A 26,434-nucleotide genomic window follows, 5' to 3' on the forward strand; every position below is an offset into this window, starting at 1 on the left:
AGCTCCATGGACGGGGAGATGGTTGATGAGCAGAGCGAGAGCGGGCCGGCGCTGGAGTGCGGTGGCCGCGGTGGCGACGCTGGGGCTGTTCGCCGCGGCCACCCCGGCCGCGGCGGCACTGCCCGGGGATGGCACGGCCGCGAGGAAGGCCGGTGGGGGGTTCCTCGCCGACGAGTGGCCGACGAGCGCGGGCACGACACTGAAGAGCGTCCGGTCGATCGTGCGGGCCGACACCGGCTCGGCGGCGTCGCTGACCGGGCAGGGCGTCGGCATCGCGCTGGTCGACACCGGGATCGCGCCGGTGACCGGGCTCCCGGCCGGGCAGGTCGTGAACGGACCCGACCTGTCGTTCGAGTCGCAGTCGGCGCAGCTGCGCTACCTGGACACGTTCGGCCACGGCACGCACATGGCGGGCATCATGGTCGGCAACGACACGGCCGGCGGCACCGTCGGCCTGGCGCCCAAGGCCAAGGTGACCTCGCTGAAGGTCGGCACCGCGACCGGCGCGGCCGACGTGACGCAGATGATCGCGGCGATCGACTGGGTGGTGCAGAACCGCAACTACGACCCGGCGAACCCGATCCGGGTCATCAACCTGTCGTACGGCACGGCGGGCATGTCCGCGCAGAACGTCGACCCGCTGATGTACGCGGTCGAGCAGGCGTGGCAGGCCGGGATCGTGGTCGTCATCGCGGCCGGCAACAACGGCAGCACGACGACGGCGCTGACGAACCCGGCGATGGACCCGTTCGTGGTGGCGGTCGGCGCGTCGACGACGAAGCAGACGGTCAGCACCAGCGACGACGAGCTGGCGACGTTCACCAACGGCTCGACCGCGTCGCGCAAGGTGGACCTGCTGGCGCCGGGCGAGTCGATCGTGTCGCTGCGGGACATCAACTCCTACGTCGACCAGACGTGGCCGGGCGCCCGCGTCGGCGACACCGGCTTCAAGGGCTCCGGCACGTCGCAGGCGGCCGCAGTGGTGTCCTCGGCCGCGGCCCTGCTGCTGCAGCAGCGCCCGTCGCTGACCCCGGACCAGGTCAAGGCGCTGCTCGTCAACGGCGCGTCGGCGCTGAGCACGGGCACCGGCAAGGGCTACAAGGAGCTCAACGTGGCCGCGTCGGCCGCGCTCGGCACGCCGAACGTGACGCAGACGTTCGCGAAGGGCACCGGCACCGGCTCGGTGGAGACGGCCCGCGGCGGCAACCACCTGACCGTCGACAACGTGTCCCTGACGGGCGAGCGGACCATCTTCGGCCCGTTCAACAACGCGGCGTGGGCGAGCCTCGCCGGGCAGAAGCAGACGTGGAACGGCGGCGTCTGGATGGGCTACCGGATGGCCGGCGACACCTGGACCGGCGACGGGGGCACCGGCGGCACCGGGCAGATCGCGGGCCTGGCCGGCAAGTGCATCGACGTGATGAACCGGCTCAACAACAACGGGACGCCGATCCAGCTGTACGACTGCAACAACACGCCGGCGCAGTACTGGCAGCTGCAGTCCGACGGCACCGTCCGCGCGCTGGGCAAGTGCATGGACGTGACCGCGGCGGCGAACCAGAACGGCACGAAGATCCAGCTCTACGACTGCAACGGCACGCCGGCGCAGCAGTGGAAGGTGACCTCGGCGCGGCAGCTGATCAACGCCGGCTCGGGCCGGTGCCTGGACGTCACCGACTGGAGCTCCGCCAACGGCATCCAGCTGCAGCTGTGGGACTGCCTGGACCAGGACAACCAGCGGTGGGTGCCGCCGTACACGTCGCGGACGTGGTCGGCGGCGACCTGGGGCGGCACGCCGTGGACCGGGACCGGCTCGTGGAGCGACCCGGCGTGGTCCGAGCAGTACTGGACCGGCCACTACTGGTCGGGGCACTACTGGAGCGGTCACTACTGGTCGGCCGACGACTGGTCGACGGCGGGCTGGTACTAGGACGCGGTTCCGGCGCCGTGCTCGTTGAGCACGGCGTCGGACAGCTCCGGCCAGACCTCGGCGGCCCAGGTGTCGAAGTTGCGGTCGGTGAGGCAGGCCAGGGCGAGGCCGGCGTCGGGGTCGACCCACAGGAACGTGCCGGTCTTGCCGAAGTGCCCGAACGTGCGGGGCGAGTTGTTCGAGCCGGTCCAGTGCGGCGACTTGTGGTCGCGCAGCTCGAAGCCGAGGCCCCAGTCGTTCGGGTCCTGGCGGCCGAAGCCGGGCAGGACGCCGGTGACGCCCGGATACTGCACGGTGACCGCCTCGGGCATGAGCTCCGGCACGAGCGACGGGTCGAGCAGTTCCTGGCCGAGCAGGGCGAGGTCGGAGACGGGCCCGATGGCGCCGGCGGCGGGGGAGCCCTCGAGGCGGGTGCCGCCCATGCCCAGCGGCCGCAGCACCGACTCGGTCATGAGCTCCCCGAAGGTGCCGCCGGTGCGGGTGAGCACGAAGCCGGCGAGCAGCTCGAAGCCGGTGTTGGAGTAGATGCGCTTGCGGCCGGGGCCGGCGAGGATCTGATCGGTGTCGAAGGCGACGCCGGAGGTGTGGGCGAGCAGGTGGCGGACCGTGGCCCCCTCGGGGCCGGCGGGCTCGTCGAGCAGGACGTCGCCGCGGTCGACCGCCACGAGGACGGTCAGGGCCGTGAGCAGCTTGGTGACCGACGCCCAGGGCAGGGCGGTGTCCGGGCCGTGGCGGTCGCGGACACCCTTGGAGTCCACGACCGCCACGGCGGCGGTCGGTACGGGCCAGCTGGTCACCAGGTCGAGTGCGCTCACCCGTCGAACCTACGGCAAGCGTTTACGGCAGGGTGTTCAGGTAGGGGCGCTGGGCGTTCTGGAACTCCCAGTTGTAGTAGCGGTCCCAGTTGATCGACCAGGTCATGAGGCCGCGCAGCGCGGGCGAGGTGCCGCCGCGCAGGGTGTAGCCGCCGCAGCCGGAGCCGTTGACGAGGCAGGTGACCGCGGACTGCACGACGCCGTTGGCGACGTAGCCGTTGCCGGCGCTGACCGCGGCCGGGACGCCGATCGCGATCTGGTCGGCGCGCAGGCCGGGGAAGGTCTGGCCGGTGTTGGCGACCGGGAAGCCGGCCTTGAGCATGTCGGTCATGGCGATGTGGAAGTCCGCGCCGCCCATGGTGTGGTACTGGTTGTCGAGGCCCCAGATCGGGCCGGAGTTGTAGTCCTGGACGTGCAGGATGGTGAGGAAGTCCCGCACGGCGTGGATGACGGGCAGGTAGGAGCCGGCGCGGTTGTCGCCCTGGGTGGTGCCGCCGTAGAACTGGTACCCCAGCTGCACGAAGAAGGTCTCGGGGGCCATGGTGAGCACGAACTTGGCGCCGTACTTGGCCTTGAGAGACTTCAGGGCGCTGATGAGGTTGACGACGACCGGGGTGGTCGGGTTGCGGAAGTCGCTGTCGCCGGCGTTGAGGTAGAGCGAGTGGCCCTCGAAGTCGATGTCGAGCCCGTCGAGGCCCCACCGGTCGATGATGGCGCCGACGGAGCTGACGAAGGCGTCGCGGGCGGCGGTGGTGGTCAGCTGGACCTGGCCGTTCTGGCCGCCGATGGAGATGAGGACCTTCTTGCCCTGGGCCTGCTTGGCCTTGATGGCGGCGAGGAACTCGGCGTCGGACTCGACGTTGGGGCATTCGGCGGCGGAGCAGCGGTTGAAGCGGATGTCGCCGGACGTGACGCTGGTCGGCTCGCCGAAGGCGAGGTCGATGACGTCCCAGGCGGCGGGGATGTCGGCCATGCGGATGTAGCCGGAGCCGTTGGCGAAGCTGGCGTGGTTGTAGCCGATGAGCGCGTGCTTCGGGATGCCGGTCACCGGGGTGGTCGGGCTGGTGCTCGTGCTGGGGCTCTGGCTGGCGCTCTTGCTCGGGCTCGGGCTCGCCGACGCGCTCTTCGACGGGCTCGGGCTGACGCTCTTGGACGGTGAGGTCGGCGGGGTCGTGGTCGGCGGGGTGCCGGGGCCGTCGAGGGAGATGTCGTCGGCGTTGTACGCGCCGGTGCCGTACCAGCCGTGCAGGTACACCTGGATCGAGGTCTGACCGGCGGTGGTGGTGAACGGGACGGTGAGTTGGGTGTAGGCCGTGGCCGCGGGGGTCCACGTGGACGCACCGCCGGTCACGCCGAGATAGACGTAGCTGCCGCGGACCCAGCCGGAGAGGGTGTACGCGGTGTTCGGCTGCACGCTGACGGTCTGCGTGCACTGGGCGGTGTCGGCGGTGGTGGCGTTGCCGTTGAGGGCGTACGAGCCGGAGTGCACGGGCGAGGTGACCGCGCCCGATCCGGAGCCGGTGCACGACCAGCCCGACAGGTTGCCGCTCTCGAAGCCGGGGTTGGACAGCAGGTTGGCCGCATACGCGTTGGTGGCCACGAACAGGCCTGTGACCAGCAGGGTTGCGGCGCCGAGAACGAGCGCGGCGCGCTTCATGGGCTTCATGGGCGACCTCCATCGACGGTGGTCGCCATTATTAGGTTTGTTAACTGTTCATGTCCAGAGCTCTTAACCCGGCCTTCATCATCACGGCTCCGGCGGACGCCGCACACGTACGTTGAAGGAATGAGAGTGGCGGTGCTTGCCGATGTCCATGCCAACCTTCCCGCGCTCGAGGCGGTCCTCGCCGACGTCGAGGCGCACGGGGCCGACCGGATCGTCCTGCTCGGCGACATCGCCGGGGGCCCGATGCCGGCCGAGACCCTCGACGTGCTCGCCGGGCTCGGCGACCGTGCCACCTGGGTCCACGGCAACGGCGAGCGCGAGCTCGTCGACGCATTCGACGGCAAGCCCGGCGAGGGCCGGTCCGCGGCCGACGCCGCCACCTGTGCCGCCCTGATCGAGCAGCGGCACCGCGACCTCATGGCCGGCCTGCCGATGACGGTGACGCTCGACGTGGACGGACTCGGCCCGACCCTGTTCTGCCATGCCACCCCGCGCCGGGACGACGAGTTCGTCCTCGTCGACTCGCCGATCTCCCGCTGGAACGCGGTGCTGGACGGTGTCGACGCCGGGCTGGTCGTGTGCGGGCACACGCACATGCCGTTCGACCGGCTCGCCGGAGGGCGGCGCGTGGTGAACCCGGGCAGCGTCGGGATGAACTACGGGCCGGCTGGCGCGTACTGGGCCCTGCTCGGCGACGGCGTGGTGCAGTTGCGGCGCACCGCGTACGACGCCGCGGAGGCGGCCGAGCGGATCGCGGCCGGCCGGCATCCGGAGGCCGCCTGGTGGGCCGAGCACTACGTGACGAGGCCGTACGGGGACGCGGACGCGCTCGAGGCGTTCGCCGAGTTCACCGGGGACTGATCGTGGGCTACAGCGCGGCTCGGACCGCGGACTCCAGCGCCGGTGGGCACGGGCCGCCGTGCAGTGCGTCCAGGGCCAGGAGCGCCGCGCCCGCCACCGGTGGGGAGGACAGGACGTTCACCGTGGCCCGCGGCGACAGTGCGTGCAGGCGGGGCATGAGGTCGTCGTGCAGCATCGGGTGGCGGGCCGTCAGGACGCCGCCGCCCAGGACGATCGTGTACGGGGCCTCCAGGAGGTCCAGGCGCTTCGCCGAGACGCGGACGAGGGACTCGATCTCGTCGGTCAGGCGGCGCACGACCCGGGTGGCCAGCTCGTCGCCGGCGGTGGCGACCGCGAACATGACCTCGCAGAGCTCGTCCAGGCGGGACTCCGGCAGGTCGCCCAGGTGCAGGGCGATGGTCACCGCCTCCACGGTCGGGAGGCCGAAGTGGTCGCGCACGGCCGGTTCCAGCGCCGTCGCCGGGCCGCGGCCGTCCTCGGAGCGGATGGCGTGGTACAGGGCCAGGGCCGCGAGATGCTGGCCGCCGCCCCAGTCGCCGGAGCGCTGGCCCAGGGCCGGGAAGCGGGAGGTCGCGCCGTCGGCTCGGCGGCCGGCGGCGTTGATGCCCGCGCCGCAGACGACGCCGACCGCGTCGGGGGTGGCCGTGCCGGCCCGCAGGAGGGCGAAGAGGTCGTTGTCGACGGTCGTCGTGGCGGCCAGGGCCAGGGCGGAGATCTCGGTGTTGAGGCGGTCGACCTCGATCGGCAGGTCGGCGCCGGCGGTGTAGACGGCCAGGTGGGACAGCTCGATCGACGGCGGGAGGGAGGCCTCGCGGCGGGCCTGGGCGACCAGGGCGGACAGCTGGGCCAGGGCGCCTTCGAAGCTCAGGACGTGCGGGGAGATCGTCGGGCCGGTGACGCGGGACAGGATGCGGCCGTCGGAGTCGCCCACGACCACGTCGGTCTTGGAGTTGCCGCCGTCGGCCGCGGCGTAGAGGCGGGCCGTCACGCCAGCCACGGCAGGTGGTCGTGGTTCGCGGCCAGCAGGTCGTCGGTCAGCCGCTCCGCCTTGTCGTGCTGGGCCACCAGGGGGTGGGTGAGCAGGGCGCGGTACACGCGGTCCCGGCCGCCCCGCACCGCGGCCTGCACCGCCAGGTCCTCGTAGGCCGACACGCCGGAGATGAGGCCGGCCAGGTGGGCCGGCAGCGGGGGCGCCGGGACCGGGGTCGCGCCCGCGGCGCCCACCCGGCAGGTGGTCTCGATGACCGCGTCGCCCGGCAGGAAGGGGAAGAAGCCGCGGTTGCGCACGTTCACCGCGTGCACGCCGCCGTCGTCGTCGTGCAGGGACGCGATCAGGCCCACGGCCGCCTCCGAGTAGAAGGCGCCGCCCCGCTGCCCGAGGAGGTCCGGCTTGCGGTCCAGGGACGGATCGGCGTACATGCTCAGCAGTTCCCGCTCGATCTCCAGGACCCGCTCACCCCGGGTCGGCTCGTGGCGCTCCGCGGCCACCACCTCGTCGTGGCTGTAGAAGTAGCGCAGGTAGTAGCTCGGGACGTAGCCCAGGGCCCGCACCACCGCCGGGGGGATCTGCACGCCCGCGGCGATCTCCTCCAGGGAGGAGTCCAGCAGGGCCGGCAGGCGGTCGGTGCCGTCCACGTAGACGGCCCGCTCCCACGTCAGGTGGTTCAGGCCCACGTGGTCCAGCGTCACGGCCGACGGGTCCACGCCCAGGGCCGCGGCCCAGCGGCGCTGGAAGCCGATCGCCACGTTGCACAGGCCCGCGGCCTTGTGGCCGTCGTCGAGCAGGGCCCGCGTCACGATGCCCACCGGGTTGGTGAAGTTCACGATCCAGGCGCCGGGGTCGGCCCGGCGGGCGATGTCCAGCACGACCGGCACCGTGCGCAGGGCCTTGGCGAAGCCGCCGGCGCCGGTGGTCTCCTGGCCCACGCAGTCACAGGCCAGGGGGAACGTCTCGTCGCTGATGCGGGCCTGCTGGCCGCCGACCCGCAGCTGGATGACCACCGTCGAGGCGCCGGCCAGGGCGTCGTCCACGTCCGACGTCCAGCGCAGCGTCGTGCGGGAGCCCTGGGCCGACAGGATGCGCCGGGCGAACGCGCCGACCACGGCCAGCCGGTCGGCGGCCGGGTCCAGCAGCACGATCTCCGAGGCGAACGGGGCCAGGCGGGCGAAGCCGTCGACGAGCTCCGGCGTATACGTCGAGCCGCCGCCCACAACCGCGATCTTCACGAGCCAGCCCTCCAGGTCAACTAATAGGAAGACTAACTAACAGTTCAGTGGGGTCGCTGTCAACGCCGGCGCCACTCGGCGACCATGGCGTCCGCGTCCAGGGGGTGCAGCAGGGTCGGCGGGCCCTCGGTCAGGCCGCGGCGGGCGCGCTCGATGCGCACGTTCAGGTCGGCCACGGCCCGGCGCAGGGACTCCTCGGTGCGGAAGTCGCCGAGGGACTCCGGCAGGTCCTCGACCTCGCGGCGCAGGCGCAGCGTCGGCGGGATGCCCGAGGGCAGGCGCTCGCGGCGCGCCAGGTCCTTGACCCACCAGTCCTCGTCGTACAGCTCGCCGTGGTCGGGCAGCGGGCGGCCCGCACCGGGCAGGTCGTCGAACTCGCCGCGCTCCTGGGCCTCGCGGATCTGCCGGTCGATGTGCGATTCATACCAGCTGGCCATCGCCTGCGAGTGTACCCGTGGCAGGATCTTGATCGATGGAGCAGTTGGAGCAGTACGGGTACCCCGCGCTGGCGATCCTGGTGCTGCTGGAGGGCCTGGGCATCCCGACCCCCGCGGTCACGGCGATCGTCGCGCTGTCCGCCGTGGCCGCGCACAAGAACCCCGCGCACGTCGTGGCGGTCGCCGTCGTCACGCTGCTCGCGGCCGTCGCCGGGGACAACCTCGGCTATCTGCTCGGCCGGCGCGCCGGGCGGCCCGCGGTGCTGCGCTTCGGGCGCCGCGTCGGGCTGACCGAGCAGCGCCTCGAGCGCGCCGAGCGGTTCATCGCCACCCGGGGCAAGAACATCATCGTGGTCGCGCGCTTCATCGACGGCCTGCGCCAGACCAACGGGATCATCGCCGGGGCCACCGCGCTGCCCTGGCGGCAGTACGCGCCCCGCGACGCGATCGGCGGCGTGGTGTGGACGGCGCTGTGGGTCACCGTCGGCGCGGTCGCGGGCAACAACGTGGAGCAGCTGCGGCGCTACCAACTCTGGATCCTCGGCGGCGCGGGCGTCGTCGCCCTCGTGCTCCTGGTGCGGTACCTGCTCAAGCGTCGCCGCCGCTGACCGAACGGCCCCGGTAGGCGCGCCGGAAAGACTACGTTATGTCACCGGGCGGGTGCATTGCGTGACAAGATTTCCCGAAATATCCGTCCGCAGCTCGCATTTCGGGTTAGGTGGACATCGCGACGGACGTTCCCCGTCGATCACTCGTCGAAAGGTCGTCATCATGAAACGCTGGCTCATCCGGTCGGTGCAGGTGGCCGCGCTGGCAATGGGTGGCCTCGCGCTCACCGGGACCGCCGCCCACGCCGATGGCTGGAACAGCGGCCCCAACGTTGGTTTCGGCAACGGAAACCAGAGCTCCACCACCATCCAGACGCCCGTCAACATCTGCGGCAACTCGATCGCGATCATCGGTTTCGCGAGCGCGAACTGCAACGGCGGCGCGGTGGCCTACAACGGCAGCGGCGGTGCGTTCAGCGGGGCCGGCTACAACAACGGCAACGGCAACGGCAGCGGCAACGCGAACGCCTACGGCGTGAACCACAAGAAGAAGCACAAGAAGCACCGCAACGGCAACGGCAACGCCAACGCGGCCTCGTACGACGACCGCGACAACGGCCGCGGCGGCAACGGCGGCGCGTGGGCGGTCAACGCCAACGGTGGCGGCTGGAACACCGGCTTCAACGCCGGCTTCGGCAACGGCAACCAGACGTCGACCACGATCCAGGCGCCGATCAACGTGTCCTGCAACTCGGTGGCCCTGGTCGGCTTCGCGTCGAGCTGCTGAACCGTCCGGCGTGACGGGGCACCGCCTGCCCCGGGTGCGTAGAGCGTTGACCGATGCCCGCGGGGAGCAGCCCCTCTCCGCGGTCCATCGGTCAACGCTCTTGGCGTGTCACGCGATGGCAGGTCACGCGATGGCGACCGCGCGGCCCGTGACCCGCACCCCGTCCCGGTCGTCCAGATCCACCCGCAGCAGGCTGGGGCGGCCCATGTCGTCGCCCTGGTGGATCGTCAGCGCCGCGGGCGTCGCGGCCAGGCCCAGCTCGCGCAGGTAGCCGCCGAGCGCCGCGGCCGCCGCCCCCGTCGCCGGGTCCTCGTACACCCCGCCGGGCGGGAACGGGTTGCGGGCGTGGAACACCGTCGCCGACTCGCGCCACACCACGTCGACGGTCGTCCAGCCCCGCTCGGCCATGAGCGCGCCGAGCGCCGGCTCGTCGTAGCCGAGCCCGGCCAGCCGCTCCCGGCTGCGCAGGGCCACGACGGGATGCCAGGCACCGGCGAACGCGGCCAGCAGCGGCAGCCCCGGATCGAGGTCGTCGCGGGTGTACCGCAGCGCCCCCAGCAGCCGCGCCTGGACCTCCTCGGGGATCGCCCGGGTCGCGGGGGCCACGGTGCGCAGGGTGGCGGAGCCGTGCGCGGTGTCGACCGCGATCTCGCCCACGGGCGCGGCGAGGCGGATCGGGCCCGGCCCGAAGCGCTCGGCGTAGGCGACCGCGGTCGCGATCGTCGCGTGGCCGCAGAAGGGGACCTCGGCGAGCGGGCTGAAGTACCGCACCGCGGCCGCCCGGTCCCCGGAGGGCGTCAGGAACGCCGTCTCCGAGTAGCCGACCTCGGCCGCGACGCGCTGCATGTCCGCGTCCGCGAGGCCGGTGGCGTCGAGCACGACCCCGGCCGGGTTGCCGCCGGACGGGACGTCGGTGAACGCGGCGTACCGCAGGATCTCCATGCCCCCGACCGTATTGCGGACGCGTCCCGGCCGCGGATGCCAATCGGCCGGCGGTGGCATGTGCCCCCGCCGGCCGATGGATCAGGCCGGTCGGCCGCCTACTTGTCGGCGACGCCCAGCTGCTGCTCGCCGCCCTGGCCGTGGAACTCGGTGCCCTCGGCGAACGCGCCGTCGAAGCGCTCCTGCAGCGCGTTGAGCTCGCTGAACTCGGCCTGGTGCGAGGACTCGCTGCCCTCGGCCGCGAAGACGTGGTCGTCCGAGGTCGCGTCGTGGCTGTAGTTGGTGTAGTCGTCCGACTCGAAGTGGACCGCGGCGGGCTGGTCGTACTCGGTGTGGTGACCCTGCGAGAAGTCGGTCGACTCGGCCGTGTGGTGGTCGTTCTCGTAGACGCCGAACTGCGACTGGGCGTCGGCCTCGGAGCCGTGCGCCTGGTGCAGCTGGTCGAGGGCGTTGTGCTCCTGACCCGCCTCGTAGTGACCGTAGTCGACGTCCTGGCCAGTGTCTCCGGCGTCGAAGTCGCTCATGGAGATTTCCCCCTCAGTGCTGTCAGACTGCGATAGGACCGACGTTACGGACTGTGGCCCGTTCCGGAATCCCCCAAACGTGCCACAGGTCACATCCTGTCAGCTTCCCGACGGGAAACATCCGGCCTCACGTGCTCGTATTCATGTCCGGCAGTCTCTCGACGGGCCGTCGTGGGTTGCCGGCGCGCGAACGCACCGTGTGCACCACGTGACGGGCCGGCGGTCCAAAATCGGTGTCGCCGGCCGCGAAGCCTCTGCGACGATCGGGCCATGGTGCTGGCATCGGGGGTACGCATCGGCTGGGCCGACCTGCCGGACGGCGTACGCGCAGCCGTCGAGGACATCCTCGGCGAGCCGGTCGCGTCGGCCGCCTCGCAGGCGGGCGGGTTCTCGCCCGGCACCGCCGACCGGGTCGTCACCGCGACCGGGCGCCGCGCCTTCGTGAAGGCCGTCGGCGCCGCGCTCAACCCGCAGAGCCCGGCCCTGCACCGGGCCGAGGCCGGGGTCGTCGCCCAGCTGCCGCCGGGCCTGCCGACGCCGCCGCTGCTCGGCGTGCACGACGACGGCGACTGGGTCGCGCTGGTCTACGCCGACGTCGACGGCCGCCACCCGCACACACCGTGGCGCGACGACGAGGTCGGGCCGGTCCTCGAGGCGTTGCGGGCACTGGCCGTACCGGTGCGGAACCTTCCGAAGCTGCAGGACGGCACCGTGGAGGACTTCGCCGGGTGGCGCAACATCGCCGCCGACCCGCCGGCGACGCTCGACCCGTGGGCGGCCGGGCACCTCGACCTGCTGGCGGAGCTGTCCGACCGGGGGCACGCGGGCCTGGCCGGGGACGCGCTCGTGCACGGCGACGTGCGCGCCGACAACCTCCTCATCCGCCCCGACGGCACCGTGGTCGTCGTCGACTGGCCGTTCGGCTGCGCCGGCCCGCCCTGGTTCGACGCGCTGTGCCTGGTGCTGAACATCCGGCTGTACGGCGGGCGGATCACCGACGACGTCATCGGCGGCGACCCCGGCGACGTCACCGGGTGCGTGGCGGGCCTGGCCGGCATGTTCGCCGACCGCGCCCGCCGGCCCGACCCGCCCGGCCTGCCCACGCTGCGCAAGTTCCAGCAGGACCAGGCCGATGTGATGCTGACCTGGCTGCGGGAACGCCTCGGGGCTCAGGACGACAGGGCCTAACGCGCCGCCACGACGCCGAGCGCGGTGCCGGCCGCCGCGTTCGGGAACACGTCGGCCAGCGAGCCCAGCCCGCACCGGCGCTGCAGGATCTCGCCGATCACCGTGCGGTAGTCGGTCGTCGCGGTCAGGTCGCCGGCCGTCAGCGCCGCCGGAGCGAGCGTCGGCCACGTGCCGTGCACCTTCCCGCCGCGCACGCCGCCGCCGAGCAGCAGCATCGCGTTGCCGCTGCCGTGGTCGACGCCCCGGGAGCCGTTCTCGGCCACCCGCCGCCCGAACTCGCTCAGCGTCACCAGCGTCACCCGCCCGAACGCGGGCCCGAGGTCGGTCGCGAACGCGTCCAGCGCCAGGGCCAGCTCGGTCAGGTGGTCGTACATCCGCTGGCCCTTCGCGGGCGCCCCGAGCGCCTCGTGCATGTCCCAGTCGCCGAAGTCCACGGTCGCGGCCATGAGCCCCACGTTCGACTTCACCAGCCGGGCCACGTCCTTGAGCGCGTTGCCGAGCGCCGTGGCCGGGTAGGTCGCGCCCGGCGTGTAGGCGGGCAGCGCGCCGACGGTGCCGAGGGACTGCCCGACCGCCCGCGCCGGGGCGCCCAGCAGGTCGGGGGCGCCGTCGTAGAGCTTCGCGAGGGTACCCATCATCGGGGTCTTGGCGTCCTCGCCGTTGAGCTTGAACCCGTCGACGGTCAGCATGCTCACCGACGGCGCCGGGCCGGCGAACAGCCGCGCCGGGGCGCTCGTGCCCATCGCCACGCCCGCCATCGGATAGGAGGCGCCGGCGACGCCGAGCATCCGGTCCAGCCAGCCGGTGCGGATCGAGGTGCCGGCCGCGGCCCGCTCCATGTCCTCCATCGCCTCGAAGTGCGAGCGGGACGGGTTCGGCTGCCCGACGGCGTGCACGGCGCCGAACGTGCCGGCCGCCCACCGCGCCTGCAGCGGCGCGAACGCCGGGTGCAGCCCGAACGTGCCGTCGCCGGCGATCACGGACGCCTTCGGCACCGCGATCGCCGGCCGGGCCCGGTAGTAGTCGGCGTCGCCGATCGGCACGATCGCCGACAGGCCGTCGAAGCCGCCGCGCAGCGACAGCACGACGAGGGTGTCGCCGGTGTACGGGGTGCCCGCGAACGCCAGCCGGGTCGACAGGCCCTCGCCGATCAGCCCGGTGAGCGCGGCGCCGGCCCCGATGGTCAGCACCCCGCGGCGGGAGATGCAGCAGTCCATGGCACGTGCCCCTTAGCGGTAGAGGTGGTACGGCGAGTCGAGGATCAGGGCGATGAGGTGCGGCAGGCGGCCCGTCGCGGCCGCGTCCGTCGCCTTCAGCGGGGCGGTCGCGCTCTTGCCGAGGAAGCTCAGCAGCGCCGCGCTGTGCGCCGGGGCCAGGGGCTGCCCGACGAGACGGGTGGCGAGGGCGTCGACGAACGCGCCGTGGGTCGCGGGGAGCTTCGGCACGAGGTACGCCAGCATCGACGCCGGCCGCGCCAGCTGCTTCGGATACCAGCCGGCCGCGATGTTGAGGTGCGCGTTCCAGCGGATCAGCAGCCCCGAGGGGGCCGCCCAGGCGGCGGCGACGTCCGGGTACCCGTTCGGCGGCGCCCACCGCAGCGGCGCGTGGCCCATGTCGTACAGGTAGTGGTAGAGCCCCCGCACGCTCTCCATGTCGGCCGACGGGCCGATGCCGAGCACGCGCACGGTCGCGGCCACGTCCTCCAGCGGCGTGCGCACCTTCGCCCCGGTCGCGGCGGCGAACTCCGGCGACGTGAACAGCGCCCGCAGGACCGGCACGATCGCCGTCCTGTTGTCGAGGTACACCTGCGCGAGCCGGGCCACGAGCGTCGCCGGGGCCTCGTCGGCGACGAAGCGCACGCACAGCTTGCGGGCCACGCGCTCGGCGGTCGCCGGGTGCATCGCCAGCATGTCCGCGTAGGCGAGCGCGGCCGCCTCGCCGCCACCCGCGGTCGCGTTGTCGTGCCGCCAGCCGAGGATCGTCACCGCCCCGGTCGCGTGCTGGTTGGCGTCGAACTTGTACAGCCCGGTGGCCGAGTCGACGGTCAGCCCGGTGAGCAGACGGGCCGCGTCCTTGACGTCCGCCTCGGAGTACACCAGCCCGACCGTGTGCAGCTCCAGCAGCTCGCGCGCGTAGTTCTCGTTCGGCTTGGCCTTCGTCGAGGTTCGGTTGTCCAGGTACGACAGCATCGCGGGGGACCGCATCGAGGCCTTGAGCAGGTCCGCGAACCGCCCGAGCGCGTGGGTGCGGATGACGGTGTCGTACTGCGCCCGGCTGTCCCACACCTCGCCGGACGGGCACGTGACGTTGAGGTGGTTCGACCAGAAGTCGGCCATGAGCTCGAACAGCTGCCGCTTGCTCCACACCGCCCGGGCCACGGCCGCGGTGCCGAGCTGCTGCATGACGTCCCACGCGCCCGACTTCATCGAGCCGGCCTTCACCAGCGCCCGCACGCCCGCGATGTCCTTGCCGATCAGGGTGTACTTCGCCAGCACCGCCTGGCACGCCGAGTCGTCGATGGACGCGGGGTTGAGCTGCCGCTCGAGCCAGGCCGCGGCGCCGAGCTTGCGCAGCTCGGCCTCGGCTTCGGGGGTGGGGCCGTAGGTGGCCCGGCGCAGCAGGTGCAGGACCGGGTCGGCGGGGGTGAAGGCGGTCACGGCCTCTTGCTTCGGCACGGGGGCGTGGCCCTTGACACAAGGTCCCGCCCGGCTCCGGCGCCGCACCCGGCCCGCACCCGCTGTGTCTCCTGATCGGCGGAGGAGGCTTCGGCGGGCTGGAGCCGCCGTAGGCACAACCCGGTTGGTTCCCGGTCGACTTGCTAGCTCGCCTTTTTGAGTGCTTTCGCCCGTTCGCGGCACCGCGGTGCGAACCGCGAGCCGTCGCCGTGGGCATCCGCGCGTCCGGGCGCTCAGCCGCGTATGCCCAGCGCCTCCGCGAACGCGGTCACGGCGGGGTGCTGGGCCGCGCCGGCGCGGAAGGCGAGGCGGGTGCGGCGGCGGGTGTCGAGCGGCGTCAGGACCACGCCCGCGGGGACGTCGACGGCGGCGAGCTCCGGCACGAGCGCGACGCCCTGGCCCGCGGCGACGAACGTGAGGACGGTGACGAAGTCGTCGGCGTGGTGGCGTACCCGTGGCGTGAATCCCGCCGCCTCGCAGGCCCGCACGGTCATCGTGTGGCAGAGGGTGCCGCGGCTGGCGAGAATCCACGGCTCGTCGTGGCACTCGGCGAGGGTCCGCGGGCGCTGGGCGGCCACGAAGATCGTCTCGTCGCGCAGGGGGAGGGTGCGCAGGGCCGGGTCCGGTTCGATGGGCACGAGGTCGTAGTCGTGGACCAGGGCCACGTCCAGGGTGCCGTCGCGGAGCGGGTGCGGTACGGCCGCCGGGTCCAGCTCCTGCACGCTGAGCTCGAGCGCCGGGTGGGCCTCGCCCAGCGCGACCAGGGCGGACGGCAGCAGCGTGCGCATCGCGGTCGGGAACGCGCCGATGCGCAGCGGGCCAGACAGGCCGTCGCGTCCGGCGGCCAGCGCGGCGGTGGCCCGTTCGAGTGCCGCCAGCACCTCCTCGGCGTGCGTCACGAGGGTCCGGCCGGCCGGGGTGAGCGCGACCCGCCGCCCGGTGCGCTCGAGCAGCGCGACTCCGGCCTCCCGCTCCAGCGCGGCGAGCTGCTGCGACACGGCCGAGGGCGTGTACGTGTGCGCGGCGGCGACGGCGGCGATCGTCCCGTGCTGCGCCAGATCCCGTAGCAGCCGCAGCCGCCGGACGTCGAGCATCATCAGATCTTACGCTCGACGGTGCGAACGTGAACTGGTTCTGACGCTTCTCGTGTCCGACGCTGGGCGCATGACGTTGCGCGGAATCTTCGTCCCCCTGATCACACCGTTCACCGACGCCGGCTCGATCGACGAGTCGTCGTTACGGAAGGTGGCCGAGTCGGTACTGTCGGCCGGCACCGCCGGTCTCGTGGCGCTCGGTACCACCGGTGAGCCGGCGACCCTGACGCCGGAGGAGCGCGCGACGGTCGTCGCGACGTGCCGCGACTTCGGCGCCCCGCTGCTGGTCGGCGTCGGCGGGAGCTCGACGGCGGCCTGCGCGGCCGAGGTGGCGGCGCTGCCGGCGGGCACCGTGGCGATGGTGGTGGTCCCGCCGTACACCCGCCCGGGCGAGGCCGGCGTGATCGCCCACTTCCGGGCGGTCGCCGCGAGTGCCCGGGTGCCGATCGTGATCTATCACGTCCCGTACCGGACCGGTCAGCCGCTGTCGACGGCCGCCCTGCTGGAGATCGCCGCGATGCCGGGCGTGGTGGGCATCAAGCTCTCCGACGGCGCCGTCACGGCCGCGACGGTGGCCCTGCTCGCCGGGGCCCCGCCGGGCTTCGCGGTGCTCGGCGGCGACGACGCGGTGATCTCCCCGCTGCTGGCCCTGGGCGCGCACGGCGGCATCCTGGCCTCGGCGCACGTGGCGACCGCGGCGTACGCCGCCCTGCACGCCGCGTGGCTCGACGGCGACGTGGCGACGGCCCGGGCGCTGGGCGGGCGGCTGGCGGCCTTGTCCGAGGCGTTGTTCGCGGAGCCCAACCCCGCGGTGATCAAGGCCGTGCTGCACGCCCGGGGTCAGATCGCGTCGCCGGCGGTGCGACTGCCGCTGCTGCCGGCATCGGCGCCCGCCCGCGACCGGGCCTTGGATCTGCTGGGCCGCCTCGAGCCCACGCCATAGCCCCAGTCCGCCGGCTCGCCCGGGTCGCGGCGCTGGCAGCGGCCTCGGCGGGTTCGACCACCCACCCGTCGAGCGGTACCGACGTCGACGAGCAACTGGCCGACTCGCTCTGGGCGCCGACCCGATCCGCAGCCGCCCGGCTCGCCGCGCGGGCTCAAGAAGCCCGCCGGCCGCATCCTCGGCAGGGACCTCGCCGCCCGCCCGGCGCGGCCGCGAACCAAAGGCCACCGCGTTCCCTCGGACCCGCAGCGGAACCCGAAACGCCGGCAGTTCAGCAAGCCGAAGCAGGACCGCCCGAAACAGGCAACACAGGGGTCCCGGTGGTGGGTGGCCGTTCCTTCTTATTCACCATACACCACGCGACCTAACCGATCTTGTCCGCGATGGCGCTGTGTAATCAGGACGGAACTACTCGGGGTCTTTGGTCTCCCGCCGCCGCAACTCCTCCTCGCGCCGGCGCAGGTCCGCCTCCCACTTCGAGAACATCTCCTCGTCCGCGCGGCGGGTCTTCGCCAGATTGCGCAGGAACTCGGGGTCGTCGTCGGGGGCCAGCTGGCGAGCCCGCGGGCGGTCGTTCTCCGGGAAGCCGTTGCCGGGCTTCCACTGCGCGCCGGCCCGGGCTGTCGCCGCCTGCTGCGGGCGGCCCGCCACGAACCACGCGATCCAGCCCACCGGCGAGAACAGCAGGATGATGAAGACCCAGGCGACCTTCGGCAGGTTGCGCACCAGGTATTCGTCCGTCGACAGGCAGTCGATCACCGCCCACACGAGCATGACGAGGTCGATCAGGAAGAGGAGTCCATAGAGGCGAACCACGCCGGACATGGTGCCGCAACGCCAGCCCGCTGTCCGCCCCGTGACCGTATTGCAATAGAGCCTTACTGCTGGTCAGCCAGGACGATCCGAAAGTAGCCGAGGTCGAGTTCGCCCGCGCGGACGCGGGGCAGGTCCGTGAGCGGTGCCAGCAGGGCGTGGCGCGTCGACTCCAGGCGCGGCTTGGGGCCGGGGGCGGCGGGCGCCGGGACGGGCGCCAGCAGCGTCACGCGGCCGGGGCCGAGCCGGGCGCGCACGTCCGACCAGCGCGCGACCGGGAACGGCAGGGAGCTCAGCACCAGGTCGAAGGGCAGGCCGCGCTCGTCGCGCAGCGGGAAGGCGACCAGCGTGCGATCGCTCGCGAGGGAGGCCAGGGCCAGCATGCGCAGGGCGTCGCGGCGGGGGGCGCGCAGCTCGCCGGTGCGGGTGACGACGGCGCCGCGGATGGGGCGGGCGGGGCGCAGGACCCGGTACGCGTATGACCCGACACGCACATCGTCCAGCCTTGCGACGCGCACCCGGGAAGCGGCATAGGCTTTGGACCCATGGTGCGCATCGAACGACTGGTCACGTCGGGCACGTTCTCGCTCGACGGTGAGACCTTTGACGTCGACAACAACGTCTGGATCGTCGGCGACGACGCGGAGGCGATCGTCATCGACGCCGCTCACGACGCCGGGGCCATCGTGGACGCGCTCGGCGGTCGCAACCTGGTCGCGATCGTGTGCACGCATGGTCATGACGACCACATCGATGCCGCGCCCGAGGTCGCGCTGCGCACCGGCGCGCCGATCCTGCTGCATCCGGACGATCTGCCGCTGTGGCACATGAAGCACCCCGCTCTCGAGCCGAACACGCACCTTACCGACGGCCAGCAGATCGCGGTGGCCGGAGTGGCGCTGACGGTACTGCACACCCCCGGCCACAGCCCCGGCGCCGTCTGCCTGCACCTGCCCGAGGAGGGCGTGCTCTTCTCCGGCGACACGCTGTTCGAGGGCGGCCCGGGCGCGACCGGCCGCTCGTTCTCGGACAAGCCGACGATCCTGCGCTCGATCACCGAGCGGCTCATGGCCCTCCCGCCCGAGACCGTCGTGCACACCGGCCACGGCCCCGACACCACGATCGGCGCCGAGCAGGCCAACATCAAGTAGCCGGCATCAAGGAGTTCTAGTCGGCGAGCCGCTCCAGGATCGCCGCCGCACGCAGCAGGGCGTCCCGCTCCGCCGGGGTCAGGGACGCCACCGCGGACGCCAGCCACTCGTCGCGCACCCGCATGTCCGCGCCCAGCGCCGCCCGCCCGGCCGGGGTGATCGCGAAGACCCGCTGCCGCTTGTCGGCCGGGTTCTCCAGCCGCTCGATGTGGCCGTCCGCCTCCAGGTCCGCGAGCACCCGCGTCACCGACTGCGGCTGGAGGCGGTCGGCGGCGGCCAGCGCGCCCGCCGTCAGCGGGCCCTTGCGCGCCAGATGCCCCAGCATGCTGATCTTCGTCAGGCTCAGCCCGTCGGCGTCGCGCTGCAGTTGCAGCCGGCGCGAGAGCCGCTGCGTGGCCCGCCGCACGGCCCGCGCGACGCTGAGATCGGGGTCCGGATCGCTCATGGTTGCGCACCAACCTATCGTGCTGCGATATTCAGCAGGTGCGTAATATCCGGCAGACGCTCGCCGGCTTCGTCCCGGTGCTCGCGACCGTCGTCACGCTCATCCCGCTGACCCATCGGGCCGGGATCGTCGTGCTGGGCGCGGCCGTCAGCATGATGGCGGCCCGATCCGGGCGGGGGCACGGCCCGTGGCGGCTGCTGCTGGTACCGGCCGGCGCCCTCGTCATCGCCGCCTTCGCGGTGCTCTTCCACGCCGCCCACGCCTACGGCGACGCGTTCTTCGTGCTCACCGTGGCCGCCGCGACCGCCGCGCGCGCGTTCGGCCCCGCCGCCGGGCACCTCGGCCGGGCCCTGGTGCTGCCGCTCATCGGCATGCTCATCGCGCCGGTGGACCCGGGCGGCCATCCGTGGCGCACCCTGGCCTGGGCGACCCTCGCGGTGTTCGTGGCCGAGGTGTACGCGCTGGCGGGCCGGCCCCTGGGCGGTACCGAAGCGGAATCCGCACCGTCGAGCACCGCCCCGGCGAGGATCCACGTGTGGCGGGGCGTGCAGTCCGCGCTCGCCCTGACGCTGGCGTTCACGATCGGCCAGACGGTGTTCGGCGAGCACTGGGCGTGGACGGTGATCAGCGCCTACACCGTCGGCGCGGCCGCCCGGTCCCGCGGCGACGCCCTGCTCAAGGGCGCCCACCGGACCCTGGGCGCGCTGGGCGGCACCCTGGTCGCGACGGGCCTGGCCCTCGCGGTCGGCGATCACCGGTCCATCGCGGTCGTGCTGCTGCTCGCCGTACTCGCGGCCGGCTTCCACCTCCGCCAGTTCGGCTACGCGTGGTGGGCCGCGAGCGTCACCGCCGCCCTCGCGCTGCTCTACTCGCTCGTCGGCGTCACCGGTACGGCCACGCTGCCCCTCCTCGGCGCCCGCCTGCTCGCGGTCGTCGCCGGGGCCCTGTGCGCCGTCCTGCCCGCCGCGTTCGTCGCTCCCGTCCGCACCGGCGCCGTCCTGCGCAAGCGCACCGCGGAGTGCCTGCGCGCCATCCGCGACGGCGAGCACGCGAGCGCCCTGCGCGGGCTCGCCGCGCTGCGGGAGTCGGCCGCGCCGCTGCTGGCGATCCGCCGCTTCCACGACCGGCGCGAGCTGCGCTGGGTGGACGCGCTGAGCGCCCTGGAGCCGGACCTGCACGCCCTCGCGGCCGGCGACGAGGACCCGGCGGCCCTGCGGCGCGTGCGCAAGGTCCTCGCCCCCGTCGCCGAGGACCTTCGCGCCGCCGCCGGGAGGTAGCGGTGGTTCAGGCTTCGGTGTCCTCCGCCTCGGCCCGCTCCAGCAACGCGTCGCGCTCGGCCGGGCTGTGGGCCAGTGCGGCCGCCGAGCGGAACAGTGAAGCCGCTCGTGCGTGGTCGCCCGTGCGGGACACCAGGTCCGCCTCGGCCGCCACCGCGTGCGGATACCCGTCCAGCCCGCCCCCGGCGCGCGCCTCGGCCAGCAGGGCGAGGCCGGCCGAGGGCCCGTGCGCGTAGCCGTGCGCGACGGCGCGATTGAGCGCGATCACCGCGGTGGGCTGCCACGCCCACAGCCGGTCGTAGCAGGAGGCGATCCCGGCCCAGTCCGTCGGGCCGTCGGTGGTGTGGAAGGCGGCGATGCGGGCCTGCAGCGCGTACGGCCCGTCGCCGAGCCCCTCGAGCAGCGCCCGGCCCTCGGCGATCGCGGCGTGGTCCCACCGCGAGCGGTCCTGCTGGTCCAGGGTCAGCAGCCGGCCGTCGGGGGAGCGGCGGGCGTCCCGGCGGGAGTGCTGGAACAGGAACAGGGCCAGCAGGCCGCCGATCTCGCCGGACAGTTCCGGGGCGGGCAGCAGGGCGCGCAGGAGCCGGGCCAGCCGGATGGCCTCGTCGGCGAAGGCGGCGGAGCCGTCCGCGTTGTAGCCGTTCGTGAACAGCACGTACAGCACGCCGAGCACCCCGGGCAGGCGCTCGGTCAGGGCCGGGCCCTCCGGGACGCGGTACGGGATGCCGGCCTGCGCGATCTTCGTCTTGGCGCGGGTGAGGCGGCGGGTCATCGTCGCCTCGGTGACGAGGAAGGCGTGGGCGATGTCGGCCGTGGGCACGCCGCAGATGGTGCGCAGGGTGAGCGCGACCCGGGCCTCCAGCGGCAGGGCTGGGTGGCAGCAGGTGAACACGAGCCGGAGGCGGTCGTCGGGGAAGGTGTCGGCGTCACCCGGCTCGGGTGAGCCGAGGACCGCCAGGTCCTGGAGCTTGGTGCGCTCCACCTTGGCCCGGCGCAGCACGTCGAGGGCCCGGTTGCGGGCCGTGGTCATGAGCCAGGCCGCCGGGTTGTCGGGCACGCCCGACGCCGGCCACCGCTGCAGCGCGGTCGCCAGGGCCTCCTGGGCGCAGTCCTCGGCCAAGTCCCAGTCTCCCGTCATGCGGATGAGCGCACCCACGATGCGTGGGTGCGCCTCGGCCGCCGCCGCGGCGACGGCCGAGGCGACCCTCGTCACTGCTCGAAGTCGGCGAAGGGGCGGATCTCGATGCGTCCGCCGCGGGCCATCGGGTGCGTGCGGGCCATCATGATCGCCTCGTCGAGGTCGGCGCACTCGATCAGGTCGAAGCCGACGATGACCTCCTTCGTCTCCGTGAACGGGCCGTCGGTGACGAGCAGTTCCCGGTTGCGCACCCGGACCGTGGTCGCGGCGGCCGGCGGGGCGAGCACCGCGCCCTGCTTGCGCCGGCCCGCCTCGTCGTTCTCCCGCACCCACACGTTGATGTCGGGCTCGTCCGACTTGTCGGTGTCGGGCTCCGGGTCGCTGCAGACGAACATCATGTACTTCATCAGGGCTGTTCCTCTCGTTTGTTACCCGGGTGACGAACGGGCGGAGGCGATCCGGACAGCTGCGGCGGAGAAATTTTCCGGGCGCCGGGTCACGATACTGAGCGGGGCCGCGAGGTGGGCGCTGGGTGATCGCGTCGCTGCGAGGAGTAGAACGGTAAAGGTCAGGGGCATGAATCCGAGCCGAACAGCCGGGTGGTTCGGCCGTTCCGGGGCAGGCGCGGCCCGTTTTCCCCGACTAGGCTGCGGACCTTGTGTCGATGGTTTGCGTGACGTGTGGTGCCCCGGGGCACGACACCAGCGGTCGATACCTCTGCATCCGGCACGGCGGGGTGCCCTCGGCGGAGTTCGTGGCCGCGCTCGTCGGCGAGGGGGAGGGCGCCGCCCGGTGGCCCGACCGGCTCCCGGACGCGGCGGAGTGGCCCGACCAGGCCGGGGAGACCGCGGCGCTGATCCCGGAGCAGTCGCGGACCGAGCCGGCCGACCCGCTCGCCCTCGCGGACATGAGCGAGGACGACGACGAGGTCATCGAGGACCGGGCCCCGGCCGCGCTGCGGGCGTTCACCTGGCTCTTCCTCACCGTCACGGCCGTGCACATCGTGCTGCTCGTCGTCGACGTGCTCGTCCTGCGCCGCGAGGACGCGGTGCTGCGGGACTACGCCGTCGCCGAGCACACCCTGCAGTCGCCGGCCTCCAAGGCCGTCTTCGCGCTCGTGGACCGGGTCGGCTCGGCGGTCGGCATGGCGCTGTGGGTGACGCTGCTGATGTTCGCCGTCTGGTTCGGCGTCGTCGGGCGGGTCGCCGACCGGCTCGGGCGGGACCGGCGCACGCTGCTGCGGCACTGGACGTACCTCGGCTGGCGCCTGGCCCTCATCCCGCTGGTCGTGTATCTCTTCGCCGACGCCGCCCGCGACGACCCCCGCCCCGCCGAGCGGCTCGCGTTCGTGGAGGAGGCCCTGGCCGTCAACCACACCGCGATCATGTTCGTGTCCCTGCGCATCGTGATGCTGGCGATGCTGGCCGGGTTCGTCATGGTGGTGTGGCGCCGCCTCAACCCGCCGGCCCGCGACGACGACCTGCCGTTCTAGGCCCGCCGTCAGGCCTGTTCCATCCACCACTCGGTGAACTCGCGGCACTGGCCCACGGTGTCGAGGCGGAGCAGCCAGAGATTGCTGTACGTCTTCGCCCCGTACCCCGTGACGCCCTGCACGACGCTCAGCTCCGGCGAGACCGTCACCGGGAACCAGGTGAAGTCCCACTCGCCGCGCGCGTCGCGATGCTCCAGCCACGCGGCCACGATCGCGTCCCGGCCCCGCCACGGCTCGGCGTACGGCGCCGGGTAGTACGCCGCGTCCTCGGCGAAGAGCGCCCCGATCTCGGCAGGCTCGTTGCTGCCCCACGCCCGCAGGTAACCCTCGACCCAGCCGGTCACGGCCTCCAGATCCGTCATGCGCTATTCCTACACGTACGCTGGGACGGTGGCGAGGTACTTCGACGTGCATCCGGACAACCCCCAGCCGCGGCTGCTCCAGCAGATCGTGGGGCTGCTGCGCAACGACGGCCTGATCGCCTACCCGACCGACTCCTGCTACGCGCTGGGCTGCCAGCTCGGCAGTCACCCCGGCCTCACCCGCATCCGGGACATCCGCCGGCTCGACGACCGGCACCACTTCACGCTCATGTGCCGCGACTTCGCCCAGCTCGGGCAGTTCGTGCAGATCTCCAACTCGGTGTTCCGGCTGGTCAAGGCGGTCACCCCGGGCAGCTACACGTTCATCCTGCCGGCCAGCCCGGAGGTGCCGCGGCGGCTGCTGCACCCGAAGAAGCGCACCGTCGGCGTGCGCATCCCGCAGCACACGGTCACCCAGGCGCTGCTGGCCGAGCTCGGCGAGCCGCTGCTGTCCAGCACCCTGCTGCTGCCCGGCCAGGACGAGCCGATGACCCAGGGCTGGGAGATCAAGGAGACCCTCGACCACCAGCTCGACGCGGTCGTCGACGGCGAGAGCGGCACCGAGCCGACCACGGTCGTGGACCTCTCCGAGGACGAGCCGGAGATCCTGCGCGTCGGGGCCGGTGACCCCTCCCGCTTCGAGTAGGAAACCCGACAGTTGCAAAGTCGCGGTTTTCCGCCCGCAATTGCGTAAAGCTCGGCATCTGGGGCGATCCCGGGGTCACCGGCAAGCCCGTGCACTCCGACCTGCGCAGCCGCAAGAAGTCTCTGCCGGTGGTGGCCGCGCTGACGTCCGGTACGGCCGCCGGGGAGGAGCTGGCGTCGGCCTATCGCGGGCCCGCGCCCGACGACCCGGCCGGCGAGGCCGCGCTCATCGAGGCCGCCGGCGCGCGGCTGTGGGCCCAGGCCCACGCCGACGAGCTGCTCGGGCGGGCCGTGGAGGCCCTCGGGGCGGCCGAGCCGGAGCCGCGGGCCGAGGCCGAGCTCGTGGCCCTGGCCCGCCTGGCCACGCGGCGGGAGCGGTGAGCGAGCCGACCATCGTGCTGCTCGCCGCGCCCCGCTCGTTCTGCGCCGGCGTCGAGCGGGCGGTCGAGATCGTCGAACGCGTGCTCGAGCAGCGGCCGCATCCGGTGTACGTCCGCAAGCAGATCGTGCACAACTCGCACGTGGTCGCGGACCTCGAGGCGCGCGGCGCGGTGTTCGTGGAGGAGCTCGGCGAGGTGCCCGACGGCGCCACCGTCGTGTTCTCCGCGCACGGCGTCGCGCCCGGCGTGCGGGCCGAGGCCGAGGCGCGCGGGCTCGCGGTGGTCGATGCCACCTGCCCGCTCGTGACGAAGGTGCACGCCGAGGCCCGCCGGTTCGCGGCCCGGGGCGACACCGTCGTGCTCGTCGGGCACGCCGGGCACGAGGAGGTCGAGGGCACCCTCGGCGAGGCGCCGGAGCGGACCGTGCTCGTGGCCGACGCCGACGACGTCGCGGCGCTGGAGGTCGAGGACCCGGGGCGGGTGTCGTACCTGACCCAGACCACCCTCGCCGCCGACGAGGTCGCCGGCGTCGTCGACGCGTTGCGGGCCCGGTTTCCGGACCTGCGCGGCCCGGGCTCCGACGACATCTGCTACGCGAGCACGAACCGGCAGGAGGCGGTGCAGGCGATCGCCCGCGACGCCGACGTGGTGCTCGTGGTCGGATCGCCGAACTCGTCCAACTCGCAGCGGCTGGTCGAGCTCGCCCGGCGCCTCGGCACCGAGGCCCACCTCATCGACGACGCGGCCGGGCTGCGCGACGAGTGGCTGGCCGGGGCCCGCGTGGTCGGGCTGTCGGCCGGGGCGTCGGCGCCGCCCCGGCTCGTCGAGGAGGTCATCGACGCGCTGCGGGCGCGCGGGCCGGTGGCGGTGCACGAGCGCCGGACCGCGTCGGAGTTCCTGCGGTTCGCCCTTCCGCCGTCGGTACGGCCGTGAGCGCCCGCTACCGCCGGCCCCGGCGCACCAGCCGGGAGACGGCCACGGCGGCGACCATCAGCCCGCCCATCACGGGGATGTACCGGGTGCCGACCTTGTGCCGCGTCTGCGCGACCGCGACGGTCGCGGGGTCCGGGATGTGGTGCCTGACCGGGGACGGCGACACTTTCGGCGACGGCGGCGCGCTGGACGGCACCGGCGCCTTCGCCGGGGGCCGGTGCGACCTCGTGGGCGTCGGCACAGGGGAGGGCGGTGGCGGCGGTGGCGGCGTCGTGGGGAGTGCCTGCGCAACGACCGGGGGAGTCGTCGGCGGGGCGTGGACCGGGCACGTCGCCGCGTCCGACGACGTCAGCGGGCCGAGGTCGGTGAGCTTCTCGGCCTTCGTGCCGGTGATGCGGAACAGGGCGCTGGTCATGGGGGCGCGGCCGGTGCCCGCTCCCGCGCCGGGGCCGGCGTTGCGGTTGAACACGGCGGCGATCGAGCCGTCGGCCAGGACCGCGACGCCGCCGTACGCGGAGCTGGGTGGCAGGTCCGGCACCCGCTCGGTGTTCACGGCGGAGACGCCGGTGGCCGCGTCCCAGCGCAGCCGCACCACCCGGGCCACGTCGTCGATCGCCACGACGGTGACCAGCTCGCCGGTGCGCGGGTCGGTGGCCCAGTCGCCGGCGTACGGCAGCTTCGGCAGCGCGTGCGACGCGAGCGCGGCCGGCGCGCCGGGGCCGAGGCGCAGCGGGCGCAGGCGGTCGCCGGTGCTCACCAGGAGCCGGCCCTGGGCGTCGATCGCGGCGCCGTACGCCTTCGCGAGGTCCGCGCGGCCCGGGGCGGGGCCGAGGTCGGTGACGGCCCCGGCGATGGTGACGCGGACCAGGTGCGGGGCCTGGTGGAGGCGCTTGCCGTCCAGCTCCGTCGCGAGGCCCGTGAGCGTTCCGTCGCTCGTACAGGCGATGGCGTTGAGGGCGTACCGCAGCGGCGTTCTGGTCTGTCGTCCGTCGAGGCCGACCGAGTGCAGCGTCGCGCCCGTCGCGCCCGGTGCCTGGTCGACCCAGACCAGCCCGGGCGGCAGCGCCGCAACCGGCGACGGAGCCGGCACCAGGGCCAGAACGGCCGCGAAGCGAAGCATGGTGGCCCCCGTGGTCGATTTGCGGCTTTTGCGCGTTGTCAC

The 26,434-nt window shown here is 73.3% G+C and carries 29 protein-coding genes; 12 read left to right on the plus strand and 17 right to left on the minus strand.

What is annotated here, in order from left to right; all coding sequences use genetic code 11:
- Nucleotides 1–25: 25 nt before the first annotated feature.
- On the plus strand, nt 26–1,930 hold the full coding sequence (locus ABT369_RS19090; RefSeq protein ID WP_350613552.1) for a S8 family serine peptidase: 1,905 nt from the start codon (nt 26–28) through the stop codon (nt 1,928–1,930).
- Here the strand turns inward: ABT369_RS19090 and ABT369_RS19095 are convergent.
- Both ABT369_RS19095 and ABT369_RS19100 read right to left on the minus strand, forming a co-directional pair.
- Nucleotides 1,927–2,745: a serine hydrolase domain-containing protein gene (locus ABT369_RS19095; protein ID WP_350613553.1), complete on the minus strand. Its 819-nt coding sequence runs from the start codon at nt 2,743–2,745 to the stop codon at nt 1,927–1,929. The genes ABT369_RS19090 and ABT369_RS19095 overlap by 4 nt on opposite strands.
- Before the next feature lie 22 nt (nt 2,746–2,767).
- A complete protein-coding gene (locus tag ABT369_RS19100; RefSeq protein ID WP_502891785.1) occupies nt 2,768–4,411 on the minus strand; it encodes a chitinase in 1,644 nt (547 codons plus the stop codon).
- A gap of 120 nt (nt 4,412–4,531) precedes the next feature.
- Here ABT369_RS19100 and ABT369_RS19105 point away from each other — a divergent pair, with 120 nt between their 5' ends.
- A complete protein-coding gene (locus ABT369_RS19105; protein WP_350613555.1) occupies nt 4,532–5,272 on the plus strand; it encodes a metallophosphoesterase family protein in 741 nt (246 codons plus the stop codon).
- 7 nt (nt 5,273–5,279) lie between these two features.
- On the opposite strand, the gene ABT369_RS19110 is transcribed toward ABT369_RS19105, so the two are convergent.
- The 3 genes from ABT369_RS19110 to ABT369_RS19120 are packed head-to-tail and all read right to left on the minus strand — an operon-like array spanning nt 5,280 to nt 7,935.
- A complete protein-coding gene (locus ABT369_RS19110; RefSeq protein WP_350613556.1) occupies nt 5,280–6,260 on the minus strand; it encodes an N-acetylglucosamine kinase in 981 nt (326 codons plus the stop codon).
- A complete protein-coding gene (locus tag ABT369_RS19115) occupies nt 6,257–7,498 on the minus strand; it encodes a 6-phospho-beta-glucosidase (protein WP_350613558.1) in 1,242 nt (413 codons plus the stop codon). Before ABT369_RS19115 ends, ABT369_RS19110 begins: the two co-directional genes overlap by 4 nt.
- 59 nt (nt 7,499–7,557) lie before the next feature.
- The gene (locus tag ABT369_RS19120) at nt 7,558–7,935 is read right to left on the minus strand and encodes a DnaJ family domain-containing protein (RefSeq protein ID WP_350613560.1); all 378 of its coding nucleotides are present in this window, start codon (nt 7,933–7,935) and stop codon (nt 7,558–7,560) included.
- A 35-nt stretch (nt 7,936–7,970) separates the two neighbouring features.
- On the opposite strand from ABT369_RS19120, the gene ABT369_RS19125 reads away from it, so the two are divergent.
- Together ABT369_RS19125 and ABT369_RS19130 are read left to right on the plus strand one after the other, a co-directional pair.
- A complete protein-coding gene (locus ABT369_RS19125) occupies nt 7,971–8,543 on the plus strand; it encodes a DedA family protein (protein WP_350613561.1) in 573 nt (190 codons plus the stop codon).
- 163 nt (nt 8,544–8,706) lie between these two features.
- Nucleotides 8,707–9,270 carry a chaplin family protein gene (locus tag ABT369_RS19130; protein WP_350613562.1) on the plus strand — a complete coding sequence of 188 codons (564 nt, stop codon included), beginning with the start codon at nt 8,707–8,709 and terminating at the stop codon, nt 9,268–9,270.
- 123 nt (nt 9,271–9,393) lie between these two features.
- Here ABT369_RS19130 and ABT369_RS19135 read toward each other — a convergent pair whose 3' ends face one another.
- Entirely contained in the window at nt 9,394–10,212 is an 819-nt protein-coding gene (locus ABT369_RS19135) for a PhzF family phenazine biosynthesis protein (RefSeq protein WP_350613563.1), read from the minus strand.
- Nucleotides 10,213–10,310: 98 nt separating this feature from the next.
- The gene (locus ABT369_RS19140; RefSeq protein WP_350613565.1) at nt 10,311–10,736 is read right to left on the minus strand and encodes a hypothetical protein; all 426 of its coding nucleotides are present in this window, start codon (nt 10,734–10,736) and stop codon (nt 10,311–10,313) included.
- 270 nt (nt 10,737–11,006) lie between these two features.
- Here ABT369_RS19140 and ABT369_RS19145 point away from each other — a divergent pair, with 270 nt between their 5' ends.
- Nucleotides 11,007–11,924 (plus strand): phosphotransferase family protein, encoded by a 918-nt coding sequence (locus tag ABT369_RS19145; RefSeq protein ID WP_350613566.1) that lies wholly within the window; start codon nt 11,007–11,009, stop codon nt 11,922–11,924.
- On the opposite strand, the gene ABT369_RS19150 is transcribed toward ABT369_RS19145, so the two are convergent.
- The 3 genes from ABT369_RS19150 to ABT369_RS19160 form a co-directional block, all read right to left on the minus strand.
- Entirely contained in the window at nt 11,921–13,141 is a 1,221-nt protein-coding gene (locus ABT369_RS19150) for a DUF1501 domain-containing protein (RefSeq protein WP_350613567.1), read from the minus strand. The genes ABT369_RS19145 and ABT369_RS19150 overlap by 4 nt on opposite strands.
- A gap of 12 nt (nt 13,142–13,153) precedes the next feature.
- Entirely contained in the window at nt 13,154–14,581 is a 1,428-nt protein-coding gene (locus tag ABT369_RS19155) for a DUF1800 domain-containing protein (protein ID WP_350613569.1), read from the minus strand.
- A 251-nt stretch (nt 14,582–14,832) separates the two neighbouring features.
- Entirely contained in the window at nt 14,833–15,693 is an 861-nt protein-coding gene (locus tag ABT369_RS19160) for a LysR family transcriptional regulator (protein ID WP_350613571.1), read from the minus strand.
- A gap of 70 nt (nt 15,694–15,763) precedes the next feature.
- Here ABT369_RS19160 and ABT369_RS19165 point away from each other — a divergent pair, with 70 nt between their 5' ends.
- Nucleotides 15,764–16,636, plus strand: coding sequence for a dihydrodipicolinate synthase family protein (locus tag ABT369_RS19165; protein ID WP_350613572.1), 873 nt, complete (start codon nt 15,764–15,766; stop codon nt 16,634–16,636).
- Between the two features lie 408 nt (nt 16,637–17,044).
- On the opposite strand, the gene ABT369_RS19170 is transcribed toward ABT369_RS19165, so the two are convergent.
- Together ABT369_RS19170 and ABT369_RS19175 are read right to left on the minus strand one after the other, a co-directional pair.
- Nucleotides 17,045–17,452: a PLD nuclease N-terminal domain-containing protein gene (locus tag ABT369_RS19170; protein WP_350613573.1), complete on the minus strand. Its 408-nt coding sequence runs from the start codon at nt 17,450–17,452 to the stop codon at nt 17,045–17,047.
- Between the two features lie 62 nt (nt 17,453–17,514).
- Nucleotides 17,515–17,943 (minus strand): hypothetical protein, encoded by a 429-nt coding sequence (locus ABT369_RS19175; RefSeq protein ID WP_350613575.1) that lies wholly within the window; start codon nt 17,941–17,943, stop codon nt 17,515–17,517.
- 51 nt (nt 17,944–17,994) lie between these two features.
- Here ABT369_RS19175 and ABT369_RS19180 point away from each other — a divergent pair, with 51 nt between their 5' ends.
- Nucleotides 17,995–18,600 (plus strand): MBL fold metallo-hydrolase, encoded by a 606-nt coding sequence (locus ABT369_RS19180; protein ID WP_350613577.1) that lies wholly within the window; start codon nt 17,995–17,997, stop codon nt 18,598–18,600.
- A 16-nt stretch (nt 18,601–18,616) separates the two neighbouring features.
- On the opposite strand, the gene ABT369_RS19185 is transcribed toward ABT369_RS19180, so the two are convergent.
- Nucleotides 18,617–19,045, minus strand: a complete 429-nt coding sequence (locus tag ABT369_RS19185; RefSeq protein ID WP_350613579.1) for a MarR family winged helix-turn-helix transcriptional regulator — start codon at nt 19,043–19,045, stop codon at nt 18,617–18,619.
- Between the two features lie 38 nt (nt 19,046–19,083).
- On the opposite strand from ABT369_RS19185, the gene ABT369_RS19190 reads away from it, so the two are divergent.
- Nucleotides 19,084–20,322, plus strand: a complete 1,239-nt coding sequence (locus ABT369_RS19190) for an FUSC family protein (RefSeq protein ID WP_350613581.1) — start codon at nt 19,084–19,086, stop codon at nt 20,320–20,322.
- 7 nt (nt 20,323–20,329) lie between these two features.
- Here the strand turns inward: ABT369_RS19190 and ABT369_RS19195 are convergent, their stop codons facing one another.
- A complete protein-coding gene (locus ABT369_RS19195; RefSeq protein WP_350613582.1) occupies nt 20,330–21,535 on the minus strand; it encodes an RNA polymerase sigma factor in 1,206 nt (401 codons plus the stop codon).
- The gene (locus ABT369_RS19200) at nt 21,532–21,867 is read right to left on the minus strand and encodes a YciI family protein (RefSeq protein WP_350613583.1); all 336 of its coding nucleotides are present in this window, start codon (nt 21,865–21,867) and stop codon (nt 21,532–21,534) included. The genes ABT369_RS19195 and ABT369_RS19200 overlap by 4 nt, the downstream gene beginning before the upstream one ends.
- A 266-nt stretch (nt 21,868–22,133) precedes the next feature.
- Here ABT369_RS19200 and ABT369_RS19205 point away from each other — a divergent pair, with 266 nt between their 5' ends.
- Entirely contained in the window at nt 22,134–22,952 is an 819-nt protein-coding gene (locus ABT369_RS19205; RefSeq protein ID WP_350613585.1) for a hypothetical protein, read from the plus strand.
- A gap of 8 nt (nt 22,953–22,960) precedes the next feature.
- On the opposite strand, the gene ABT369_RS19210 is transcribed toward ABT369_RS19205, so the two are convergent.
- Nucleotides 22,961–23,314, minus strand: a complete 354-nt coding sequence (locus ABT369_RS19210) for a nuclear transport factor 2 family protein (RefSeq protein WP_350613587.1) — start codon at nt 23,312–23,314, stop codon at nt 22,961–22,963.
- 28 nt (nt 23,315–23,342) lie between these two features.
- Here ABT369_RS19210 and ABT369_RS19215 point away from each other — a divergent pair, with 28 nt between their 5' ends.
- The 3 genes from ABT369_RS19215 to ispH all read left to right on the plus strand — a co-directional run bounded on the left by ABT369_RS19215 (nt 23,343) and on the right by ispH (nt 25,272).
- Nucleotides 23,343–23,960, plus strand: coding sequence for an L-threonylcarbamoyladenylate synthase (locus ABT369_RS19215; RefSeq protein WP_350613588.1), 618 nt, complete (start codon nt 23,343–23,345; stop codon nt 23,958–23,960).
- An 89-nt stretch (nt 23,961–24,049) separates the two neighbouring features.
- Entirely contained in the window at nt 24,050–24,340 is a 291-nt protein-coding gene (locus ABT369_RS19220; RefSeq protein ID WP_350613589.1) for a polyprenyl synthetase family protein, read from the plus strand.
- On the plus strand, nt 24,337–25,272 hold the full coding sequence (ispH, locus tag ABT369_RS19225; RefSeq protein WP_350613590.1) for a 4-hydroxy-3-methylbut-2-enyl diphosphate reductase: 936 nt from the start codon (nt 24,337–24,339) through the stop codon (nt 25,270–25,272). Before ABT369_RS19220 ends, ispH begins: the two co-directional genes overlap by 4 nt.
- 7 nt (nt 25,273–25,279) lie before the next feature.
- On the opposite strand, the gene ABT369_RS19230 is transcribed toward ispH, so the two are convergent.
- On the minus strand, nt 25,280–26,392 hold the full coding sequence (locus ABT369_RS19230; RefSeq protein WP_350613592.1) for a hypothetical protein: 1,113 nt from the start codon (nt 26,390–26,392) through the stop codon (nt 25,280–25,282).
- Nucleotides 26,393–26,434: the final 42 nt, after the last annotated feature.

The organism is Dactylosporangium sp. NPDC000244 (genome assembly GCF_040300725.1).
Taxonomy (GTDB): Bacteria; Actinomycetota; Actinomycetes; order Mycobacteriales; family Micromonosporaceae; genus Dactylosporangium.

Excerpts from the sequence above, each read along its gene's own strand:
- ABT369_RS19090 (WP_350613552.1), top strand. The coding sequence starts at position 26 with ATGAGCAGAGCGAGAGCGGGCCGGCGCTGGAGTGCGGTGGCCGCGGTG.
- ABT369_RS19100 (WP_502891785.1), bottom strand. The coding sequence starts at position 4,411 with ATGAAGCCCATGAAGCGCGCCGCGCTCGTTCTCGGCGCCGCAACCCTG.
- ABT369_RS19105 (WP_350613555.1), top strand. The coding sequence starts at position 4,532 with ATGAGAGTGGCGGTGCTTGCCGATGTCCATGCCAACCTTCCCGCGCTC.
- ABT369_RS19120 (WP_350613560.1), bottom strand. The coding sequence starts at position 7,935 with ATGGCCAGCTGGTATGAATCGCACATCGACCGGCAGATCCGCGAGGCC.
- ABT369_RS19125 (WP_350613561.1), top strand. The coding sequence starts at position 7,971 with ATGGAGCAGTTGGAGCAGTACGGGTACCCCGCGCTGGCGATCCTGGTG.
- ABT369_RS19130 (WP_350613562.1), top strand. The coding sequence starts at position 8,707 with ATGAAACGCTGGCTCATCCGGTCGGTGCAGGTGGCCGCGCTGGCAATG.
- ABT369_RS19135 (WP_350613563.1), bottom strand. The coding sequence starts at position 10,212 with ATGGAGATCCTGCGGTACGCCGCGTTCACCGACGTCCCGTCCGGCGGC.
- ABT369_RS19140 (WP_350613565.1), bottom strand. The coding sequence starts at position 10,736 with ATGAGCGACTTCGACGCCGGAGACACTGGCCAGGACGTCGACTACGGT.
- ABT369_RS19145 (WP_350613566.1), top strand. The coding sequence starts at position 11,007 with ATGGTGCTGGCATCGGGGGTACGCATCGGCTGGGCCGACCTGCCGGAC.
- ABT369_RS19150 (WP_350613567.1), bottom strand. The coding sequence starts at position 13,141 with ATGGACTGCTGCATCTCCCGCCGCGGGGTGCTGACCATCGGGGCCGGC.
- ABT369_RS19160 (WP_350613571.1), bottom strand. The coding sequence starts at position 15,693 with ATGCTCGACGTCCGGCGGCTGCGGCTGCTACGGGATCTGGCGCAGCAC.
- ABT369_RS19165 (WP_350613572.1), top strand. The coding sequence starts at position 15,764 with ATGACGTTGCGCGGAATCTTCGTCCCCCTGATCACACCGTTCACCGAC.
- ABT369_RS19180 (WP_350613577.1), top strand. The coding sequence starts at position 17,995 with ATGGTGCGCATCGAACGACTGGTCACGTCGGGCACGTTCTCGCTCGAC.
- ABT369_RS19185 (WP_350613579.1), bottom strand. The coding sequence starts at position 19,045 with ATGAGCGATCCGGACCCCGATCTCAGCGTCGCGCGGGCCGTGCGGCGG.
- ABT369_RS19200 (WP_350613583.1), bottom strand. The coding sequence starts at position 21,867 with ATGAAGTACATGATGTTCGTCTGCAGCGACCCGGAGCCCGACACCGAC.
- ABT369_RS19210 (WP_350613587.1), bottom strand. The coding sequence starts at position 23,314 with ATGACGGATCTGGAGGCCGTGACCGGCTGGGTCGAGGGTTACCTGCGG.
- ABT369_RS19230 (WP_350613592.1), bottom strand. The coding sequence starts at position 26,392 with ATGCTTCGCTTCGCGGCCGTTCTGGCCCTGGTGCCGGCTCCGTCGCCG.